Source organism: Microbulbifer sp. ABF4_107, from assembly GCF_056312215.1.
Genome location: NZ_CM149983.1, coordinates 2574966 through 2594988 on the forward strand (window position 1 = coordinate 2574966; position 20023 = coordinate 2594988).

Genomic DNA, 20023 nt, shown 5'->3' on the forward strand with positions numbered 1-20023 from the left:
ACACACACTGCGGTTGCTAAGATGCGCGCCTTCTGGCAACCGGTATTACCTCACCGCCCGTGCTTGTCTCTCTTACGCAGCGGTGCCGGTAACTGGGCAAGTTCACTCTGCCACACCATTATTACCGAATGCCGAACTCGGGAACCGTTGGTCACTGACCCGCGTGTCCCGTGAACTTGGACGGATCCGCTTTCCCGATCCACTTTGCTATTTTTGAGCGTTCGCGTTTCCCGGCAATCTCCCGGCAAGCGCCGTCAGCGTTTACAGGAATCCAACCACCATGACCCAGCCTTCCCTCAAGCAGTTGGAACAGCACGACGCCTTTATCCGCCGCCATATTGGCCCGGACGCCGCGCAGACCCAGGCCATGCTCGACACCCTCGGCGTCGCTACCCTGGATGAACTGATTGCAAAGACCGTACCCGCCGCCATCCGCAAGTCCGATGACCTTGCCCTGGCCGATGCGGTCGACGAGCAGGAAGCGCTGGCGGAGCTGAAAGCCCTGGCCAAGCGCAACAAGATTTTCCGCACCTTTATCGGTATGGGTTATCACGACACCATTACGCCGAACGTGATTCTGCGCAACGTGCTGGAAAACCCGGGCTGGTACACCGCCTACACCCCCTACCAGCCGGAAATCGCCCAGGGCCGCCTGGAAGGCCTGCTGAATTTCCAGCAGATGATCATGGACCTCACCGGCATGGACCTGGCAAACGCCTCCATGCTGGACGAAGGCACCGCCGCCGCCGAAGCCATGGCCATGTGTAAGCGCCAGGCGAAACGCAACAAATCCAACGTCTTCTTTGTGGACGCAGACTGCCACCCACAGACCATCGCCGTGGTACAGACCCGCGCCGAACACTTCGGTTTCGAAGTGGTTGTCGGCAACCCGGAAACCGAGCTGCCGGAAGAACTGTTCGGCGCCCTGTTCCAGTACCCGGGTTCCACCGGTGTGGTGCGCGACCTCACCGACCTGATCGCCAAGGTGCACGACGCCAATGCACTGGTCACCGTGGCCGCGGATCTAATGAGTCTGGTAGCCCTGAAGGCACCGGGCACCATGGGCGCAGACGTGGTGGTTGGCTGTAACCAGCGCTTCGGTATCCCTATGGGATACGGCGGCCCCCACGCCGGTTTCTTCGCCTTCCGAGAAGCCTACAAGCGCTCCGCCCCCGGCCGTATCATCGGTGTGTCCGTCGATAGTAAAGGCAAGCGCGCCCTGCGCATGGCCATGCAGACCCGCGAACAGCATATCCGCCGCGAAAAGGCCAACTCCAACATCTGTACCTCCCAGGTACTGCTGGCGGTCATGAGCGCCTTCTATGCGATCTATCACGGCCCCGAAGGCCTCAAAACCATCGCCGCGCGCATCCAGCGCCTCACCGATATTCTCGCCGCGGGCCTGAAAGAAAAGGGCCTGGATCTCACCCACGACAGCTGGTTCGATACCCTCACCGTTGCCGTGGGTGACAAGCAGTCTGAAATTTTTGATCGCGCCATCGCCGCAGAAATCAATCTGCGCAAAGTGGGCAGCGACGCGCTGGGCATCAGCCTGAACGAAACCACCAAGCTGGCGGATGTCTCCGAACTGCTGAACATTTTTGTCGGCGGTGACCACGGTCTGGACCTGGACAAGATCGACAGCGAACTGTCCGCCAAAGGTGTAGCCGGCGTACCCGCCGACCTGCAGCGCGACACCGACTTTATGACCCACCCGGTGTTCAACACGCATCATTCGGAAACCGAAATGCTGCGCTACCTGAAGACCCTGGAGTCCAAGGACATCGCCCTGAACCACAGCATGATTCCGCTGGGTTCCTGCACCATGAAGCTGAACGCCACCGCGGAAATGATCCCGGTGACCTGGCCGGAATTCGGCAAGCTGCACCCGTTCGCCCCGGCAAACCAGGCCGAAGGCTACCGCGAGATGTTCAAGCAGCTGGAAACCATGCTGGCGGAATGTACAGGCTACGACGCCGTGAGCCTGCAGCCGAACGCCGGCTCCCAGGGTGAATACGCGGGCCTGGTTGCGATCAAGAAATACCTGGAAGCCAAAGGTGAAGGCCAGCGCGATATCTGCCTGATCCCCGCCTCTGCCCACGGCACCAACCCCGCCTCCGCGATGATGGTGAGCATGAAGGTGGTTGTGGTTGCCTGTGACAACAAGGGCAACGTGGACATTACCGACCTGAAAGCGAAGATCGAAGAGCACGGCGACCGCATCGCCGCGCTGATGGTCACCTACCCGTCCACCCACGGTGTATTCGAGGAAGGCATTCGCGAGATCTGCGAGCTGGTCCACAACGCTGGCGGCCAGGTGTATATCGACGGCGCCAACATGAACGCGCTGATCGGTGTCGCGGCTCCGGGCAAGTTCGGCGGTGACGTATCTCACCTGAACCTGCACAAGACCTTCTGTATCCCCCACGGTGGCGGCGGCCCCGGCATGGGTCCGATCGCCGTCGGCGAACACCTGAAGCCCTACCTGGCCGGTCACCCGGTGACCGAGGTACCGGGTAACGATCCGGTCAACGGCACCATTTCCGCAGCACCCTGGGGTTCCGCCAGTATTCTGCCGATCAGCTGGATGTATATCCGTATGATGGGTAAACAGGGCATGAAACTGGCCACCGAAACCGCGATCCTGAACGCCAACTACGTGGCCAGGAAGCTGAGCGAGCACTACCCGCTGCTGTACAAAGGCAGCAACGGTTTTATCGCCCACGAATGCCTGATCGATCTGCGTCCACTGAAGGAAGCCAGTGGCATCACCGAAGAAGACATCGCCAAGCGCCTGATGGACTTCGGTTTCCACGCGCCCACCATGTCCTTCCCGGTGGCCGGTACCCTGATGATCGAGCCCACGGAATCCGAGGCCCAGGAAGAGCTGGACCGCTTCGTCGAAGCCATGGCGACCATCCGTCAGGAAGCGGAAGACGTGGCCAGCGGTAAATACAGCGCAGAGGACAATCCCCTGCACAATGCGCCGCACACCCAGGACGACGTGATGACCGACGAGTGGACGCATCCGTACAGCCGTGAAGTCGCCGGCCGCCCGGCAGCCTGGCTGAAGCACCACAAGGTATGGCCCGCATCCAACCGTATCGACAATGTGTATGGGGACCGCAACCTGATCTGCTCCTGCCCACCGGTCGAGAGCTATATGGACTGAGTCCGGGACAACAGGCACAAAAAAGCCGGAGCATTGCTCCGGCTTTTTTGTGCCTACAAATAGGGCAAAATAATCATGCGGGGACTAACTGACGATTTCGGTACCAGTAATTGACCCGTAAGGTCAGCACGATAATTCCGATACTGATGGCCACCGTCGCCACACTCAGATGCTCACTACTGAGCGCCCCCAGAAAACCGGATTCCGGCATGGTGCCGGTGTGCTGGTAACTGGCCGCCGCCATCCCGGTGTAATGCATACCGCACACCGCAACCCCCATGACCAGTGCACTGCCAAATTTTTGCCAGGAGCCATGCAGATGGAACGCCATCCACAGCGCCGCAAATGACGCCGCCACCGCGATAAGTACCGAAATAAGCAGAATATTCAGGTCATACTCGATTTCCGCCGGCATCAGCATGGCTTCCATCCCCATGTAATGCATACCAGCTACGGCACCGCCCATAAATATGGAGGTAGGCATCAGTTTTTCCAGGGTGAAACGCCGCGCACCGAGAATCGCGAGGCCCGCGGTACAGGCGGCTACCGCAATGACGATTGATAGAATGGTTTTAAACACGTCGTAGGACATGGGCATATGGGACTCAAGCGCCAGCATACCCACGAAATGCATAGACCAGATGGCTCCGCCACCCATGGCCAGACCGGCAAAGGCAATGGCTCGCCAACGGTCGGCCTTGAGAATAGCCTCGCGGATACCGGTTACCAGCTGCAGCGCTGCAAACGACCCGAAAACGGAAATTGTATAAGAAAGAATAACCAGTGGCAGGCTGTACTGATCAAGCATTAAGTTTTCTCCCTGAAAAATAGCGCCGAAGCGAAAAGCGGCGGATTATAGGGAGGAGAAAAATGTGACCGTCAGTCCTTAACGGTTCTTTACATGATATTGGTCGACCAGATGATCATGGCGCCAATGGAGAGAGTTTTGACGCCAAAGCCGGCGCGTAGCACCGGCTTTCAGACGGGAAATATCGATTCAGATAGCCAACTCTTCCCGCTGGCGACGGCGGTGGCTGCCAATGGCAAGTGTCAACACCAGCGAAGTGGTAACAATAAGGAAGATACTGATACCGAGATATTCACCGCCCAGCGAACCGGCAAACCAGGCCTCATTGACAACATTAGTGTGCTCGTAACGCGCGGCGGCCATACCGGTATAGTGCATGCCACATACCGCCACCCCCATTAGCAGGGAGCTTCCAATCATCTGCAACTTTCCACGCATATGGAATGCCATCCACAAAGCGGCACAGGATGCGAGCACGCCAATAATTACGGAAATAATCAGAATATTCAGGTTATAGGAGACTTCCATAGGCATAAGCATTGCCGCCATCCCCATATAATGCATACCGGCAACGCCGCAGCCCATAAAGATCCCTGCCGGCAAAAGCTTATCAAAGCTAAATAACCCAATCCCGGCAATACCAAGACCCACCGAACACGCCGCCATTGCGATAAACGCAGACAGTACCGTCAGGAAGACGTCGTAAGTGACCGACATACCCATATCGTAGGCCAGCATTGCAATGAAATGCATCGTCCAGATAGCGCCACCACCCATCGCGGCACCCGCTTTGAGAATTGCTTTTTTCTTTTCCGCTTCATTCTGCGCAGCCGGAATAGCGACCGCTAACTGCAAAGCAGTATACGACCCTAAGACGGCAACCAAAAATGAAAGCCCGACCAATACTGGATTATATTCAGCGACCATATCCCTTCCCCATTTTAGGATTTATTGTTAAAACCACATCTGCAAATAAATAACTACCCTGTTATTTACCGGATCAATCGACTACTTCGAACACACACTCAGAAGCCCCTTCGCTTCGGCACTGAACCTCTCTCACCACCACCCGGCTACTCGCTCCCGACTCATGCAAGAGTCCCTGCAAGAAGCCACAGAAGAAGTCACCATTGCGACAGTGTGAGCCCGGCAAACAAAACGGATTGTTTTTCACGTGTACCGCGTAATCTTTCGTTTCTACGGGCAGTAGGGCACGCAATGCCGGCTGTGCAATCTGACGCAGTGCACTTTTGAGATCCAATTGGCCGCCCAAAGCGTAATCTCTCTTGTACACCCAAGCTCCAACGCGCACGCCAATAAACTTAAGACTGGGGCCCCATTGAGCATCGGCAACCTGCTGCTGTAACTCGAGCAGCTGGGGGAAGATTTTCGGATAGCTTTTCGCCAACTTGGGCAGCACCGGCTCTACGATGCTGATATCCGGCGCCGCCGATGCGGGCTTCTTTCGAGCGCCCGGGGAAGCCTGAGACGGCCTGGGGGCCGGTGGTGGTGTTCTGCGTGGGGTAGTGGCCGGCCGAGCCACCTGAGGAGCCGTACTGGCGGCGCCCCCACTCTGCACAACAGGGGAATGATCAGCTTCAAATCCAGTTACCAGGGGGTGGGAGCTCAAACGATCCTCAAGTTCCAGTAACCTGCCCCGCTCGCCGGTGAGCTTCAACCACAACTGCACGCCCGTTGGCGTCGACATCATGCGCTGGCGGTGCAACGTAAAGCCACACGCTATGACCACACTCCCCATTTCCCGCAGTAAGCCATCTTTAATGTCAGAGAATACAGTTACTTCTATATCCATGTTGCCGCCTGTTTCTTTTAATAATCTTTCTACTTCGAGCTAATCGCTATTTTTATTACTGCATCCGGTAGTGGCGCGCGCCCATACCTGTGACCGGAAAATACTTTCGATTCAAAAGAAATGACTTCACGGTGTTAACCAGTTCACTAATTTAATAATTAGTTATAGCACTTTTCTCCTATTTTTTAGTTCGGACTCTGGCAATCGTCAAATCCATAAGTGCGATACAGACGTACCAGTCGAAGCGGGGAGGGTTTACAGAGGTAACTTAAAGAGTTTTTGTGACTTTCTAGTCAATACAAATGGTTACAAATGGTTAAAGGACCATCAATCTAACCAAATTAGCATCAAATTCGACATCAATAATGCAGGCAGAATTTGCAATGAAACCGCTAAAAAATTTGGAAAAGCGCTAGTTCATCCTAATTGAATGTAGCTATATAGACCCGATGAATAAAAATATCCGCCTGGTTGAAAAAAATGACAATTAAGGTCATTAATTTTAACTATCAATGGATTTTTCGAAATACAAAAAACATGTTTTTTGCCGAAGAATTGAGCAGCAGAAAATGCGTAATGGGGAAATGGCGAGATGGGCCCAGCAGGCTTGTGCTGTTTTGCCGGGCAATTAGCGGTATAAATTCCTAACCAGATAGTTTAACCTCCCCGAAATTGCACCTTATTACAGATTATTAGTACATTTGTTCCAATCTGCGCGCGATTTATAGGTTAGTTTTCAGACACCAGTCAGAAAATCAGCGTTCAGCAGCATCCCGACACTCGCCCCGAACCTCGCCGCCGAGCTGCGAGACCACTCGATCGATCACAAAATACCCGTCTCGGCAGAACGCTGTCTCCTTTAGCTTTAGCGCCAACGCATAATCGAAGTCCAAACGCTGACCACGGCTAGCACGCCCTCTTCCCAGATCCTGCTGCCGCACCATGCCGCCGCGCATTTGCGGGCTCTCGGTATAGGGCCCGCGCAGCTGAGGCGCAGCCATTTCCAGGGTATAGGTAAAGCGCTTGGCCCCATTCGCCGCGACCTCAGTGTGAAATGACTCCTTCAGCCCGGGGTTGGGCGCAGTAGGCTCACTGGCGCAGCCGGTGAATAGAGAGACCGCAGCGGACAGAGTTACAGTGAAGAGATACGTTCTGTTCATTTCTTCTCCAGGGATATCCTATTTAAAAACAACCGTGCGGTTACCGTGAATAAAAACCCGCTCCTCCAGCACAAGCTGTAATGCTCGGCTCAGCACCTGTTTTTCCACATCCCGCCCGGCGCTCGCCATGGATTCTGCGGAATAGCCGTGGTCCACGTGGATAACATCCTGCTCAATAATCGGCCCCTCATCGAGGTCATCCGTGACAAAATGTGCGGTGGCACCAATGATTTTCACTCCGCGCTCAAAGGCCTGCTGATACGGCTTGGCGCCGATAAACGCAGGAAGAAATGAATGGTGGATATTGATAATGCGGCTTTTGAAGTGGGCGACAAACTGCGGCGTCAGCACCCGCATATATTTGGCGAGAATTAGGTAATCCGGCTGGTAACTGTCTACCAGCTCAATCACCTGTGCTTCGTGCTGTGCCCGCTCCAGGTTATCGGCAGGAATCCAGTGGAAAGGGATATCAAACTTTTCCACAAGTGGTTGCAGCACCTGGTGGTTTCCAATTACCGCGGCAATCTCAACATCCAAAGCCCCGGAGTAGCACTTCATCAGAATATCGCCCAGGCAGTGGGACTCTTTCGTCACCATCAGGACCAGCCGCTTGCGCCCGCTAGCCACCAGCTTGCGCTCCGCACCATCTGGCAGCGTAAGGTCCAGATCTTCCAGAAGCGTCGCATCATTAAATATGCCTTCAAGCGCAGTACGCATAAAGAAGCGCCCCTGAGCCCGATCTACAAACTCATCGTTCTTGATGATATTTAGTTGGTGCTTGTAACAAATGTTGGTGATCTTGGCGATCAGCCCTTTGGCATCCGGGCAGTCCGTTAGCAGTATCTTCTTTTCCATCGTCAAAAATCAGACTAATTATTCAGAGGCCTGACTATACACTATGCGCATTCTTGTACCTGCCCTACAGGTCAATCTTTACACAGCTTAGGGGATAGAACCGGGAGATTTATGGATAAGCAGCTTTTCGCCGACCACCTGGCCACACTTCGCAAACGCTACGACGAAATTCTCGATCAGTGCGGCTTTGAGACTCTCAACGTATTCAGTGGTGCACCTTCCGTACAGTTCCTGGATGACAACTACTACCCCTTCCGGGTGAACCCCCAATTCAAGGCCCTGGTCCCCGTTACCGACAATCCCCACAGCTGGGTGATTTATAGACGCGGACAGAAGCCCAAGCTGCTGTTTTATCGTCCGGTAGACTTCTGGCATTACGTCCCGCCCGCACCGCAAACTTTCTGGAGCGATGAATACGATATCGAACTGCTTGCCAAGCCCGACGAAGCAAAGGCCTTTTTAAGTGGTGAAAATGCGGCATTTATTGGCGAAACCGTAAGGCTCGAAGGCTGGGAAATCGGTCAGCGCAACCCGCAGCACCTGATCGATCAATTGCACTGGGCCCGAGCCTACAAAACCCCCTATGAATTCGCCTGCCTGCGAGAAGCCAACCGTATCGCCGTACATGCACACCAAGCGGCCGAGGAAGCCTTCCGCGCGGGCGCCAGTGAGTTTGAAATCAACCTTGCCTATATGAAAGCCGCCGGACAAGGCGAGAACACCATGCCTTACGGCAATATTGTCGGCCTGAACGAACACGGCGCTATCCTGCATTACACCCACCTCTCCACGGAAAGGCTACCGGAGAGTGACCGCCGCAGCTTCCTGATTGATGCCGGTGCTGACTGCAATGGCTACTGCGCGGATATAACTCGCTCCTATGCCTATCGTGACGGCGAGTTTGCAGAGCTGGTCAATGCAATGCACGAGAAAGAACAGGAACTGGTCGCAGGTCTCACTCCCGGAGCCTCTTATATAGAGCTGCATAAACGCTGCCACCACAAAATTGGCCAGCTTTTGCAACAGTTCGGCGTGATCAAAACCTCGCCCGAAAGTGCCGTGGAATCCGGCCTCACCGGCACCTTTATGCCCCACGGACTTGGCCACTTCTTGGGGCTGCAAGTACACGACGTGGGCGGTCATCAGTCAGCCCCGGAAGGCGGCACCACCCCACCACCAGCGGAATACCCCTTCCTCCGCACCACGCGTGCCATCGAGGAGAACCAGGTATTTACCATCGAGCCAGGCCTGTACTTTATCGACAGCCTGCTGGCAGAACTGAAAGAATCCCAACTGGCTGATGAAGTGAACTGGGACAAAGTGGAAAAACTGCGTCCGTTTGGAGGTGTGCGCATCGAAGACAATGTTATTGTGCATGCCGATCGGATTGAAAATATGACGCGAGATTGCTACGGAGAGTAATCTATCGGTGGGAGTCAGCCTGCAGGGCTGGCTTCTACACCCCAACCAAAACGTACGTACCAATTTCGTACAAATAATAGCCAAGTCCTGCTCTCTTATATATGATTGCTCCCAATCAGATATTCAAAGGGAGTTGAATCATGTTTGCGAATAAAGGCGTCAAGCAAAATATCGTGATTGCCGGTAAATCCGCCGGTAAAGTGGTCACCATCACCCCGCAAGCGGAACCCGTTTACAACGAAATCCGCAACCTCGCCAAACAGGGCAACTACTGGGCCCAGATCACCGTCAATGCCCTGCACCAACTAACCTCCGGCCGCCTCCACCAAGACAATATCTTTATCAAGCCCGGTCCCGTACACCGCGGCGGTGAAGAAGAGTTCGTGATGATCCTGCCCGGATGCAAAGTGACTGTGGAGAAGCAGTCCAAGGATGCGTTCAAGGTTGTATATTTTGAGGCGGATGCTGGGTATGCGGAGTTGCAGACGAAAGATGAAACACCAGGGCTGTTTCATGCGACTCACCTCGCAAACAAAGGATGGACAGCCAAAAAGAGTAAAACAGGAACACTAAAGGGGAATGAAGGGAGGCTCGTCGCAATAGGGAATTCACGGTATTCGAATAGTACAATTGCCGCCCAAACAGCTGCGCCATATATCGCAGCAAGCCACTACAGCGCATCAGTGGGTGAACGAGACCTAAGACAGAATGGTTTTGACCTACATTACACACCGAGTGAAAAAAGAATTGGTGGGCTACGAAATCTCAAAGGTGCTTTAAAACCCCTGCAGACACAGGATATCCATTCATCGGCCTTACTTCTTGCGCGAACAATGTACAAAGCAAGAAAAATCGCCAATGTAAGCTGGATTTCCGAGAACGGCGGATCGGCAGTGCTGACACAAGCAATGAAAATACTGGCGGACCAAGGCGTAAAGCTCTCGAAGCACAATATATTCTTGTATCAGCCCAAGACTTCGCAGGTTGAAACTTTATCCGTTGCTCGTAAGCTTGAAATAAACGTAGAACGAAAGTTCACTGAAGTTTCCGCTTTAAATTTTGCCGGTGTGCTTGGACAACCATCAGCCTCGTTGAACCGGCTCGTAAATGAAAAAAATTATAAACTTGGACATTTGATAGGTGACGGAGCAACCTTTAGCGGGCTTGTTGCTACTGCTGGAGGAGTCGCAGCCACCACAGCAGGTCTTGCTGGAATTAATATTGGTGCAATTGCTGGAAGTCTTGGAGTTGCAGGTGCCGCTGCAGTTCCCGCACTTGGTGCTTTCTTACAAGCGCTCTCTAATGCCACTCCGTACTTCAAGAAAGCGAAAGAAATTGGAGACTCAGCGATGAAAGCAACTGAGCAGATTTCCCCTAGACTGCACAACAAAATCAAGAGCAAATTCTAATGCTGAATTTTATAAAATATAACAGGATCAAGCTTAGGGACTTGAATACCCCCTGTGTCCCACATGGGCCTGACTTTCTTAAATCAAAAAAATTTTCCTACAAATTTCGCTCCAGTGAGCTAAAGTTTCAGGCTCCAACGCAACATCATCTTTTTCGATCCGGCATGGAACAGTGGACACCAAAATGGAAAGAGGATGAGTTAGATCAGCTACATAACAGTGATATCTATTCCCATGACTACACGTGGGAATCTCGAGTTATTTTCCAACGAAAATATGCATTCTTCGGACCTTGGTTTAGCGGTGAAAAAGCTAGGGCGACCTTCGTTATAGGGGTCACTACGCCGGCAAAGCCAAATGGAAAAATAAACTTTCTGCACCCCAAAGCGTTCGAAGTGGCAATCTCAGGCTATTTAACCGCAACGGTCGGGCATTTACATCATGACTCGGATGGGGAACCGTACTACCACGGCCCAGTCAGTTGGAAGCCTCGCTTAGACTTTCCGGTTCCTGCGGTAGAATTTAAAATTGAAGACTACGAGAGTCATCAACCAGATTACTACTTATGCTTCGCGATCGATAAAGATCGGATCATGACTGTTGAACTTACATACTCTCAGCATGCATCAGGAAGTATGAGTGAAGTAGATGCAGTTATCAGCCCAAAGCCAGCACAAGATTTGATTGAAAACATTATCAACAGCGTAGAGTTTTCGCCGTCCCCAACGCTAGAACAAGAGCTGGCCGAGCTGCGCAAAACCTGCCCAGACTTATCTGTAAGTAAAGACTTCCCACCCCTCAAGTGGCCGGCAACGGTTGATGAGACCGGTTTGAATATCGTGGAGCTAAATGCTGAGCGCCGAAAGGCATTGGCAGGATAGAACTCAGCGGGCTCCTACATTGTCCGTTGATTTCAGGGTTGATTTTACCGGTGACGTGATATTCAATCATTTTCATGTTTTTCTTACCAAGCATGAACCTAGCTAAAGATGATTGAACTGCGACACCTGAAGGCTCTGGTCACCCTGCGGGAGACCGGCAGTATGGTGCGCGCTGCTGAGCGCTTACACCTGACCCAATCTGCCCTGTCCCACCTATTCAGAGAGATGGAAGACCGGCATGAGCAGGCGCTGTTTGTGCGCAAGTCCCGTCCGCTGCAATTTACCAGTGCGGGGTTGCGGTTACTGCAGCTGGCTGACGATGTTCTTCCCAGGGTCGCAGTTGCCCAGCGGGATATTGCCCGGCTCGCCTCCGGTCAGGCCGGGCGGCTGAATATCGCCATCGAATGTCACAGTTGCTATCAGTGGCTGATGCCCACCCTGGATGCCTACCGGGACGACTGGCCAGAGGTCGAGCTCGACCTGTCCAGCGGCTTCCACTTTGCCCCCCTACCTGCCCTCACCCGTGGCGACCTCGATCTGGTGGTCACCAGTAATCCCGACGATTCGTTGAAAGGTATCCACTACGAACCGCTGTTCAGTTTCGAGATGTGCCTGGCCGTCAGTCGCAAGCACCCACTTGCTGACAAGAAGTGGGTCACACCGGAAGATCTGGCGGGCGAAGTGCAGATCACCTATCCGGTAGAACGGGAACGGCTGGATATCTTTCAGAACTTTCTCGACCCGGCGGGTGTGGAGCCGCACTCGGTGCGCACGGCAGAGTTGACGGTAATGATGGTGCAGCTGGTGGTCAGTGGGCGCGGTGTGTGTGCGCTCCCTAACTGGGCACTTTACGAATATTTACAGAAAGGTTTGGTACAACAGCTTAGACTGGGAAAAGGTGGTCTATGGAGTACACTCTATGCGGCCGTGCGCGAAGAGATGCTGGAACAGGCATTTCTGCAGGATTTTTTCACCACCGCGAGAGACACCTGCTTCGCCAACCTCAATGGCGTGCGCGCGGCAACCACTGGCGTAACCTGAACGATAAAACGAACACCATAAGGGGAAGTATATGGCCTCCACGCCCAATAGCTGGAGCAAAGCACTCAAAACGCTGCACTGGCTGATTGCCTTTTTTATTCTGTTTGCGTGGGGCTCCGTCGAGCTGCACGAGTTTTACGAGAAGGGCGACCCCATGCGCGGCTGGTGGATGGTCTTACATTTCTCCCTCGGGTTTTTAGTACTCTTCCTGGGCATATTCCGCCTCTACTGGCGCGCCACCCACGGGCGCCCGACTCTCTACGGCAGTGGTCTGCAAAAACCCGTATCGCTACTGGTACAAAGCCTGATGTACATCATCATGATCGGCATGCCGCTTTCCGGGCTGATGATGCGACAGTTCGCCGGCCGCGATACACCGCTGTTCTGGCTGTTTGACCTGCCGTCTTTCGTGGCAAAAAACACCGACCTCGCCAAGCAGCTGGCATTTATCCACAAGGAGTTTTTGTGGAATGCGCTATTGGTACTGCTGGTACTGCACATCGGCGGAGCCCTGTGGCATCACTTCGTCACCAAGGACAATACCCTGCGGCAGATGTTGCCGTTCGGGAAAACGAAATAGTGGGTAGGAATTTCGGATAAACAAAAAGGGCACCGCAAGCGGTGCCCTTTTTGTTTGGCTGGATACCGGCCTTCGCCGGCATGACGGGAGACTGCGCCATGACGGGAGCGTGTCATCCCGGACTTGATCCGGGATCCAGATGGCTCGGAGTGCGGAGCTTCGCTTCCCTGGATACCGGCCTTCGCCGGTATGACAGGAGTCTGTGCCATGACGGGAGCGTGTCATCCCGGACTTGATCCGGGATCCAGGTGGCTCGGAGTGCGGAGCTTCGCTTCCCTGGATACCGGCCTTCGCCGGTATGACAGGAGTCTGTGCCATGACGGGAGCGTGTCATCCCGGACTTGATCCGGGATCCAGATGGCTCGAAGTGCGGAGCTTCGCTTCCCTGGATACCGGCCTTCGCCGGTATGACGGGAGTCTGCGCCATGACGCGGGGGCTTAATCCCGCGGTTTTTTCGGCTTGCGTTTCTTGGCCTCGAACGGTGGCTTGCCGCCCTTACCGCTGCCGCCCTGCTCGGCGAACTTGGTGATGTTCATCGGGCGTCCGTTCACGCGCACTTTTTTCAGGTGCTGGAAGATCTCTTTGGGCATGCCTTCCGGCAGGTCCACGGTGGTGTAGTCCGGATAGATCTCAATGCGGCCGATGTAGGAGCTGTCGAGATCCACTTCGTTGGCGATGGCACCCACCACGCTGCCGGGACGCACGCCGTGTTCGCGGCCGACTTCGATGCGGAAACGCTCTTTGCCTTCATCCGGCGGACCTACGTGCTTTTCCTTATCAAACGGCTTTTTATCGCGCTTGTTGCGTTTGCGATCGTCGCGGTCACCACGGCGGTCATCACGGTCGCGATCATTAAAGTCGCGCTGCTTGGGTTCGCGCTCGTCCAGTAACAGTGGCTGATCACCCTGGGCCATGGCGGCGAGGGCTGCGGCCACGTCCAGCGGATCCACTTCGTTATCTGAGAGGAACTGATCCACCAGATCACGGAACGGCGCCAGGTCGCCATCCCCCTGCAGCGTGTCGGAAATACGCTGACGGAATTTCTCCATTCGCGAGGCGTTTACCGCTTTCGCAGTAGGCAGCTCCAGACGCTCGATTGGCTTTTTGGTCGCCTTTTCAATCACGCGCAGCATACGGCGCTCGCGAGGGGCCACAAACAGAATGGCATCACCCTCACGCCCGGCACGACCGGTACGGCCGATGCGGTGAATATAGGCTTCGGTATCGTAGGGAATATCGTAATTGATCACGTGACTGATGCGTTTTACATCGAGGCCACGGGCGGCAACGTCGGTGGCGACCACGATATCGAGACGACCTTTTTTCAGTTTGTCGATCACCTGCTCACGCAGATTCTGCGCCATATCGCCGTTCAGGGCCGCGCTGGCAAAGCCACGGGCCGCGAGCTTGTCGGCAATCTCTACGGTGGCGTTCTTGGTACGCACAAAAATGATGGTGCCATCTACCGGCTCGGCTTCCAGAATCCGGGTCAGCGCATCCATCTTGTGCAGTCCACCTACCGGCCAGTAGCGCTGGCGGATGGTATCGGCAGTCTCGGTTTTCACCTTGATCTTTACGTCCACCGGATTGTCCAAGTGGTCGCGGGCGATTTTGGCAATCTCGCGGGGCATGGTGGCGGAGAACAGCGCAATCTGGCGCTCGTCCGGGATCTGCTCCAGTACCCACTCAACGTCGTCAATAAAGCCCATACGCAGCATTTCGTCGGCTTCGTCGAGTACCAGGGTTTTCAGGTTGGACAGGTCCAGGGTGCCCTTGCGCATATGGTCCATCACCCGGCCCGGGGTGCCCACTACCAGCTGCACACCGCGCTTCAGCTGCTGGATCTGGCCGCGGTAGTCCGCACCGCCGTATATCGGGGCGACGTGGAAACCCTTCAGATTGGCCGCGTAGGATTGGCAGGCTTCTGCCACCTGGATGGCCAGTTCGCGGGTTGGCGCCAGAACCAGTGCCTGGGGACGCTTTTTCTTCAGGTCGAGGCTCGCCAGCAGTGGGAGCGCAAAGGCCGCTGTTTTGCCCGTTCCTGTCTGTGCCTGGCCCAATACGTCGCGGCCTTCCAGGAGTGACGGAATAGTCTGTGCCTGGATGGGGGACGGGGTTTCGTAGCCAAGTTTGGTGACAGCGTCGAGAATTTCAGCGGGCAGGCCCAACTGGTCAAAACCAGTGGCCGTAGGGGTATCGGTCATATTGGAGTTCACTTGAATGTACATAAGGCCGGGCCGGGCCACAGGACCCGTCAAGGGTAACCATAGCGCACGGCTGAGGATTGCTGGGCAAGGCGAAGAAGCCCATTAATAGCACCGGCTATTTCAAGCTTTTTCAACTCTGAGACAGGGGCCTGTGGCGAGGAGGTCTGCTACCCATTGCGTCTGATGTCCCGATCGTGACCGCACTTGGGCGGTGGGGACAAAAGGCTGCGCAGTCTACCAGTTTGGCAGCAGACTGCCAGTTTATTTTTTGACCGGCAGGCGGTCTTCTAGACCGTAGCGGGTAAATAGCTCCGCAATCTGCTTGCGGACCCGGTGGTCTCCGAGTCCACGCTCTGCGTGGCGCTCGAACAGTGTGCGCTGCTCGCCGCTAAGCCCCTGCCAGCGCGGCACGCCCGCTTGCACCACCGCCAGATGTACTGCCGGCGTGTATGGGCCCAGTTGATCGGCGCGGGCCAGGATCTGATCCAGTTCGGCGTCGAACTCGTTCAGGCGCACCTTTACCTGGGCCATTTCTGCCCAGGACTCTGGCCACAGGGGGCGCAGGGTTGTGGCTTCTTTATAGAGTGCGAGTGCCTGGCGGTAATCTTCCTCGATGACCTGGCCATTGTTGTACGCGCGCCACTCCAGAATTCTGGCTTGCAGGGTAATCTGATAGGGGTTGTCCGGATGCAATCCGTTGGCGCGCTCGATGGCCGCCAGGGTGGTATTCAGAGAAGCCGGCGATGGGACCTTGCCCAGCTTCTGCCAGTAGCGCAGCTGATTTTCCACCCGTAGTACTTCCAGGTGCGCCAGACCATAACGGGCAGCAAAAAAACTGAGCGATAACAGAATAATGATGGCCAGCCAGGAGGCAGTTCGCACCGTGAGGCTGCGTTCTGCAGGCCAGACGGTGGACACTATGCGCGACGCCAGACCTGAACGCCGGCGGGATCGACGCCGACGCCGGCGCGTGCTGGGTTCGGTTTGGCTCGATAGCGTCTGATCCACGTAACTTGTCTGATTCATGGCACCCGGCTCTTGAAAGCTGGCAGTTAGTAAGAATTCACTTCCGTTAGGCGAAGTGAACACCCGCTATTTTACCCGGATTATCCCGCACCAGTTGCCAGGACTTCTCCTCACCAACAACTTCTGCAGCGGCCTGCCGGCCAGCTTTTAAGATTGGTGGTCGGCGCACTTCGTGGTGGGCGTCTGTGGCAAGGATGGTGACCAGGTTCTGTTCCAGTAACTCGATGGCCCGCTGCTGTGCGGGCTCACCAAACTGACCAATGACCGCACCGGAAGTCACCTGGAACAAACACCCCTCTCGCACCAGCGGCAGAACCTTGCTGAAATCCCGAATCACATCTTTGTTGCGTTCCGGGTGTGCAATCATCGGGCGGATTTTCTGTTTGATCAGCCAGCGGATCAGCTGCTCGGTTCCCGGGGGGATATGGCTATGGGGCAATTCCAGCAACAGGACCCGGTCCCCTTCCCACTCACCCAAAAACGGCACCTGCTTCAGCATCACCATATTCAGGATTTCTTCGGAAAGGCGAATCTCTGCGGCCATCCCCAGCTTCAGAGGAATGCCCTGCTCCTCCAGCGCCGCTTGCAGCGTGCGGAAAGCTTTGGTGATGGTGGCGAGGGTATTGGGAAAGCGGCCGGGGTGAATATGGGGGGTAGCAACCACATGAGTGATGCCATCGGCCACCGCGGCGCGGGACAGGATCAGTGACTGATCCAGGTCCCGGGCACCGTCGTCGATGCCCGGTAGCAAATGGCAATGCAGGTCGATCATGCCGGCTCGAGGTTTTTCTCTTTCGACGATTTACTGGCCGTCGCAGATACGGATTCAGGCGCAGCGCTTTCGTCCGCGCCATAGCCATAACGACCGCCGTAGTAGCCGTAATATTCACCGTAGCCACTGGCTTTGGAAGTCGTGTCCACCTGGTTCAGCACCACGCCATCGAGCTTGGCGCCGACTTGCAGCAGGCGACCGATACCGTCGGTAATAATTTTCTGGCGCGTACTGTCAGACTTCACCACATACAACATGGAATCTGCAACGCGGGAAACCACCAGAGCGTCACTCACAACCTGCGAAGGCGCGGTGTCCAGAATGATCCGATCGTAGGTTTCGCTGAGGGACTCCAACACCTGCGCAAAGCGCGGCGAAGCCAGCAGTTCTTGCGGATTGGGCGGCACGGCACCAGCGGGAATAACGTCCAGGCCACTCTGCTCATCGTGAAAAACACATTCATCCACTGTCGCGCTGCCGGCGATCAGGTTGGAAAGGCCCGGCTGGTAAACCGGCAAGCCAAAATCCTTACCCACCGACGGGCGACGCATGTCCGCATCAATCAGCAGTACCCTTTCCATCTGAACCAGAGAGAACGCCAGGTTTTCAGAAACCGTGGTTTTACCTTCGCCGGGAACCGATGACGTCACAGAGATGATCTTGGCCGGCTTTTCCAGATGCGAAAGCACCAGACTGGTCCGCAGTGTGCGCACCGCTTCGGAGAACTGATGCCGACCACTCTCAAAGAAGGTGCGCAGCCCCAGGCGCTCACCTTTTTCATGATCGACCCAGGGCAACAGACCGATCATGCGCTGAGACAGTTTGTTTTCCACATCGTCGGGGTTGCGCACGCCGTCGTTCAGCGCTTCAAACAGGAAAGCCAGCATGACACCCATCATGGCGCTGACCACCATGGCCAGGGCCACGATCAAACTCTTCTTCGGCTTGGACGGCTGGCGCGGCGCAACCGCCGGATCGACAACACGCGCGTTTGCCGCTTCGAAACTGGACGTTTCGCTGGTTTCTTTAAAACGCGTCAGGAAAGCGTTGTACAGCTGACGGTTTACATCCGCGTCGCGCTTCAGCTCCTGGTAACGGGTCTCCTTGCGAGAAACCACCTGAAACTCGGCCTTGGCATCGTTCAGTTCCTGTTGCAACGCGCGCTCGTTCGACAGTGCCGCCTGGTACTCACTTTCAATACCGGCCACCAGCTGGCGAACTTCGCTCTGTAGCTTGGATTCCACAGACGCCAACTGATCGTTGGCGGCAATCATTTTCGGGTGCTTGGGGCCGTAACGGCGGGCGAGCTCAGAAACCTTGCGGGAAGCTTCCACTTCCGCGCGCTTCACATCCTGAATCACGCTGTGATTCAGCACTTCCGGCAGGCTCGCCAGGGCATTCACATCGGAGCCTCGCACGGTCACCAGTTCGCGGATACTTGCGGCCTGCTTCAGTTCTTTCCGCGCGGCCAGCAGCTGCTCGGTAATTTCGTTCAGTTCCTGCCGCGCCAGACCGCGCACACCTTCCACATCCACCAGGCCTTCGGCCTCCTGGAATGCTTGCAGGCGCGCTTCAGATTCTTCCAGCTTTACCCGCAATCCATCCAGGCGGCTGTTCAGCCAGCTGGTGGCCTGCTGGGTCATTTCCAGTTTGGCTTCCAGATGGCTGTTGATGTAGACCTCGGCCACCTTGTTGGCAATATTGGCCGCGAGCTTGGGGGATTCCGACTCAAAGCTGATTTTAACCAGCTGGGTATTGCGCACCGGCGAGATACTCAAACGCTCAATAAAAGCATCGGTCACCTGCTGCACTTTCAGCTGGGCCGCTTCCTCTTCGCTCAGTGGTTCCGCCTGGGAAAGAAAGGGCAGCAGAGAGCGCAGGCTAAAACCGCCTTCCTGCTGTTCCGGATCAAATTCCGGATGGGTGGTAAGCCCCATCTGTTCCACCACGCGCTCGGCAATGCGCTTGGACTTAAGAATTTCAAACTGGGTGAGGAAGTATTCTTTGCGGCTGGAATCCAGCCCGTACACCTCTTCGATCGACAGCGCCTTGGCCTGCTCCGCTTCAATCATCAGGGTCGCCGTGGCCTGATATTTGGGGGTCATGGAAAACACCACCATGGCGGTAAGCATGGTCACCGCGATCGACAGCGCAGCAATGCGCCACTTGAAGCGGTCCACAATGCGCCAGTACTGGCGCAGGTCGATGACTTCTTCCTGAAGCAGTCGCTCCTGATTGTTCAGGTTACCCATATTGGTCTGTGCATTCATGGCTACGACTACCTCAGAAGAAACTCTGTTCGACAGTGACAATATCCCCAGGGCGCAGCAGCGTATTCAGCTCCGCCTTCTCCCGGGATTGACTCGCGTCGTCGCCACGGATAATAAAAATCTTGTTTGCGGAAGCCCGCTCGGTGAAGCCCTGGGCCAGTGCCGCCGCTTTACTGATGGTGAGCCCCGGCTGGAACGGGTAGCCGCCCGGCTTTTCCACTTCGCCATTAATAAAGAAGGGGCGGTACTCCAGAATAGAGACGTGCACATTCGGATTAATCAGGTAATCCGGCTTCAAACCATTCACGATCACCGCTTCAAGGCTGGATACCGTCAGGCCAACCACTTTCAATTCACCCAGAAATGGATAATTGATTACACCGCTATCGCTCAGGGTGGTTTCCAGGGTCAGATCTTCTTCCCCGTACACACTGATCTGGATCTTATCCCCAGAACCCAGCTGATAGTCACCCACCGCTTTTAGATTACTTTGCGCAGATACCGCAGCGGAAAAAGCACAAGCCACCAACACAACAGCAGCGCGTAAAACGCGCTGCAGGAATGAGGTAAAAATACCCATAAAATTACCGATCAAATAGTCGTTTT

At 55.2% G+C, this 20023-nt stretch carries 16 protein-coding genes; 6 read left to right on the forward strand and 10 right to left on the reverse strand.

Going from position 1 to position 20023, the window contains the following annotated elements:
- Window positions 1-280 precede the first annotated feature (280 nt).
- Window positions 281-3172: an aminomethyl-transferring glycine dehydrogenase gene (gcvP, locus tag ACYX4K_RS10660; protein ID WP_475092145.1), complete on the forward strand. Its 2892-nt coding sequence runs from the start codon at window positions 281-283 to the stop codon at window positions 3170-3172.
- 73 nt (window positions 3173-3245) lie between these two features.
- On the opposite strand, the gene ACYX4K_RS10665 is transcribed toward gcvP, so the two are convergent.
- The 5 genes from ACYX4K_RS10665 to purU all read right to left on the reverse strand — a co-directional run bounded on the left by ACYX4K_RS10665 (window position 3246) and on the right by purU (window position 7808).
- The gene (locus ACYX4K_RS10665) at window positions 3246-3980 is read right to left on the reverse strand and encodes an MHYT domain-containing protein (protein WP_475092144.1); all 735 of its coding nucleotides are present in this window, start codon (window positions 3978-3980) and stop codon (window positions 3246-3248) included.
- Between the two features lie 189 nt (window positions 3981-4169).
- Complete coding sequence (locus ACYX4K_RS10670) at window positions 4170-4907, reverse strand: MHYT domain-containing protein (protein ID WP_475092143.1); 738 nt, start codon at window positions 4905-4907, stop codon at window positions 4170-4172.
- Between the two features lie 73 nt (window positions 4908-4980).
- Window positions 4981-5793, reverse strand: a complete 813-nt coding sequence (locus ACYX4K_RS10675; protein WP_475092142.1) for a hypothetical protein — start codon at window positions 5791-5793, stop codon at window positions 4981-4983.
- A 755-nt stretch (window positions 5794-6548) separates the two neighbouring features.
- Entirely contained in the window at window positions 6549-6953 is a 405-nt protein-coding gene (locus ACYX4K_RS10680) for a hypothetical protein (RefSeq protein WP_475092141.1), read from the reverse strand.
- Between the two features lie 18 nt (window positions 6954-6971).
- Window positions 6972-7808 carry a formyltetrahydrofolate deformylase gene (gene purU, locus ACYX4K_RS10685; protein ID WP_475092140.1) on the reverse strand — a complete coding sequence of 279 codons (837 nt, stop codon included), beginning with the start codon at window positions 7806-7808 and terminating at the stop codon, window positions 6972-6974.
- A 111-nt stretch (window positions 7809-7919) separates the two neighbouring features.
- Between purU and pepQ the strand changes: the two genes are divergently transcribed.
- The 5 genes from pepQ to ACYX4K_RS10710 all read left to right on the forward strand — a co-directional run bounded on the left by pepQ (window position 7920) and on the right by ACYX4K_RS10710 (window position 13141).
- The gene (gene pepQ / locus ACYX4K_RS10690; protein ID WP_475092139.1) at window positions 7920-9230 is read left to right on the forward strand and encodes a Xaa-Pro dipeptidase; all 1311 of its coding nucleotides are present in this window, start codon (window positions 7920-7922) and stop codon (window positions 9228-9230) included.
- Window positions 9231-9370: 140 nt separating this feature from the next.
- On the forward strand, window positions 9371-10639 hold the full coding sequence (locus ACYX4K_RS10695) for a hypothetical protein (protein ID WP_475092138.1): 1269 nt from the start codon (window positions 9371-9373) through the stop codon (window positions 10637-10639).
- Window positions 10639-11520, forward strand: coding sequence for a hypothetical protein (locus ACYX4K_RS10700; RefSeq protein ID WP_475092137.1), 882 nt, complete (start codon window positions 10639-10641; stop codon window positions 11518-11520). Before ACYX4K_RS10695 ends, ACYX4K_RS10700 begins: the two co-directional genes overlap by 1 nt.
- 108 nt (window positions 11521-11628) lie before the next feature.
- On the forward strand, window positions 11629-12561 hold the full coding sequence (locus ACYX4K_RS10705) for a LysR family transcriptional regulator (protein WP_475092136.1): 933 nt from the start codon (window positions 11629-11631) through the stop codon (window positions 12559-12561).
- A 31-nt stretch (window positions 12562-12592) separates the two neighbouring features.
- Entirely contained in the window at window positions 12593-13141 is a 549-nt protein-coding gene (locus tag ACYX4K_RS10710; protein WP_475092135.1) for a cytochrome b, read from the forward strand.
- Between the two features lie 438 nt (window positions 13142-13579).
- On the opposite strand, the gene ACYX4K_RS10715 is transcribed toward ACYX4K_RS10710, so the two are convergent.
- The 5 genes from ACYX4K_RS10715 to ACYX4K_RS10735 all read right to left on the reverse strand — a co-directional run bounded on the left by ACYX4K_RS10715 (window position 13580) and on the right by ACYX4K_RS10735 (window position 19997).
- Complete coding sequence (locus tag ACYX4K_RS10715; RefSeq protein WP_475092134.1) at window positions 13580-15346, reverse strand: DEAD/DEAH box helicase; 1767 nt, start codon at window positions 15344-15346, stop codon at window positions 13580-13582.
- 264 nt (window positions 15347-15610) lie between these two features.
- Window positions 15611-16375, reverse strand: coding sequence for a VpsP family polysaccharide biosynthesis protein (locus ACYX4K_RS10720; RefSeq protein WP_475092133.1), 765 nt, complete (start codon window positions 16373-16375; stop codon window positions 15611-15613).
- Window positions 16376-16421: 46 nt separating this feature from the next.
- On the reverse strand, window positions 16422-17147 hold the full coding sequence (locus tag ACYX4K_RS10725; RefSeq protein WP_475092132.1) for a tyrosine-protein phosphatase: 726 nt from the start codon (window positions 17145-17147) through the stop codon (window positions 16422-16424).
- The gene (locus ACYX4K_RS10730) at window positions 17144-19417 is read right to left on the reverse strand and encodes a GumC family protein (protein WP_475092131.1); all 2274 of its coding nucleotides are present in this window, start codon (window positions 19415-19417) and stop codon (window positions 17144-17146) included. Before ACYX4K_RS10730 ends, ACYX4K_RS10725 begins: the two co-directional genes overlap by 4 nt.
- A gap of 13 nt (window positions 19418-19430) precedes the next feature.
- Window positions 19431-19997, reverse strand: a complete 567-nt coding sequence (locus ACYX4K_RS10735; RefSeq protein WP_475092130.1) for a polysaccharide biosynthesis/export family protein — start codon at window positions 19995-19997, stop codon at window positions 19431-19433.
- Window positions 19998-20023 lie beyond the last annotated feature (26 nt).

Excerpts from the sequence above, each read along its gene's own strand:
- gcvP (WP_475092145.1), top strand. The coding sequence starts at position 281 with ATGACCCAGCCTTCCCTCAAGCAGTTGGAACAGCACGACGCCTTTATC.
- ACYX4K_RS10670 (WP_475092143.1), bottom strand. The coding sequence starts at position 4,907 with ATGGTCGCTGAATATAATCCAGTATTGGTCGGGCTTTCATTTTTGGTT.
- ACYX4K_RS10715 (WP_475092134.1), bottom strand. The coding sequence starts at position 15,346 with ATGACCGATACCCCTACGGCCACTGGTTTTGACCAGTTGGGCCTGCCC.
- ACYX4K_RS10700 (WP_475092137.1), top strand. The coding sequence starts at position 10,639 with ATGCTGAATTTTATAAAATATAACAGGATCAAGCTTAGGGACTTGAAT.
- ACYX4K_RS10710 (WP_475092135.1), top strand. The coding sequence starts at position 12,593 with ATGGCCTCCACGCCCAATAGCTGGAGCAAAGCACTCAAAACGCTGCAC.
- purU (WP_475092140.1), bottom strand. The coding sequence starts at position 7,808 with ATGGAAAAGAAGATACTGCTAACGGACTGCCCGGATGCCAAAGGGCTG.
- ACYX4K_RS10675 (WP_475092142.1), bottom strand. The coding sequence starts at position 5,793 with ATGGATATAGAAGTAACTGTATTCTCTGACATTAAAGATGGCTTACTG.
- ACYX4K_RS10720 (WP_475092133.1), bottom strand. The coding sequence starts at position 16,375 with ATGAATCAGACAAGTTACGTGGATCAGACGCTATCGAGCCAAACCGAA.
- ACYX4K_RS10695 (WP_475092138.1), top strand. The coding sequence starts at position 9,371 with ATGTTTGCGAATAAAGGCGTCAAGCAAAATATCGTGATTGCCGGTAAA.
- ACYX4K_RS10725 (WP_475092132.1), bottom strand. The coding sequence starts at position 17,147 with ATGATCGACCTGCATTGCCATTTGCTACCGGGCATCGACGACGGTGCC.
- ACYX4K_RS10680 (WP_475092141.1), bottom strand. The coding sequence starts at position 6,953 with ATGAACAGAACGTATCTCTTCACTGTAACTCTGTCCGCTGCGGTCTCT.
- pepQ (WP_475092139.1), top strand. The coding sequence starts at position 7,920 with ATGGATAAGCAGCTTTTCGCCGACCACCTGGCCACACTTCGCAAACGC.
- ACYX4K_RS10705 (WP_475092136.1), top strand. The coding sequence starts at position 11,629 with ATGATTGAACTGCGACACCTGAAGGCTCTGGTCACCCTGCGGGAGACC.
- ACYX4K_RS10665 (WP_475092144.1), bottom strand. The coding sequence starts at position 3,980 with ATGCTTGATCAGTACAGCCTGCCACTGGTTATTCTTTCTTATACAATT.
- ACYX4K_RS10735 (WP_475092130.1), bottom strand. The coding sequence starts at position 19,997 with ATGGGTATTTTTACCTCATTCCTGCAGCGCGTTTTACGCGCTGCTGTT.
- ACYX4K_RS10730 (WP_475092131.1), bottom strand. The coding sequence starts at position 19,417 with ATGAATGCACAGACCAATATGGGTAACCTGAACAATCAGGAGCGACTG.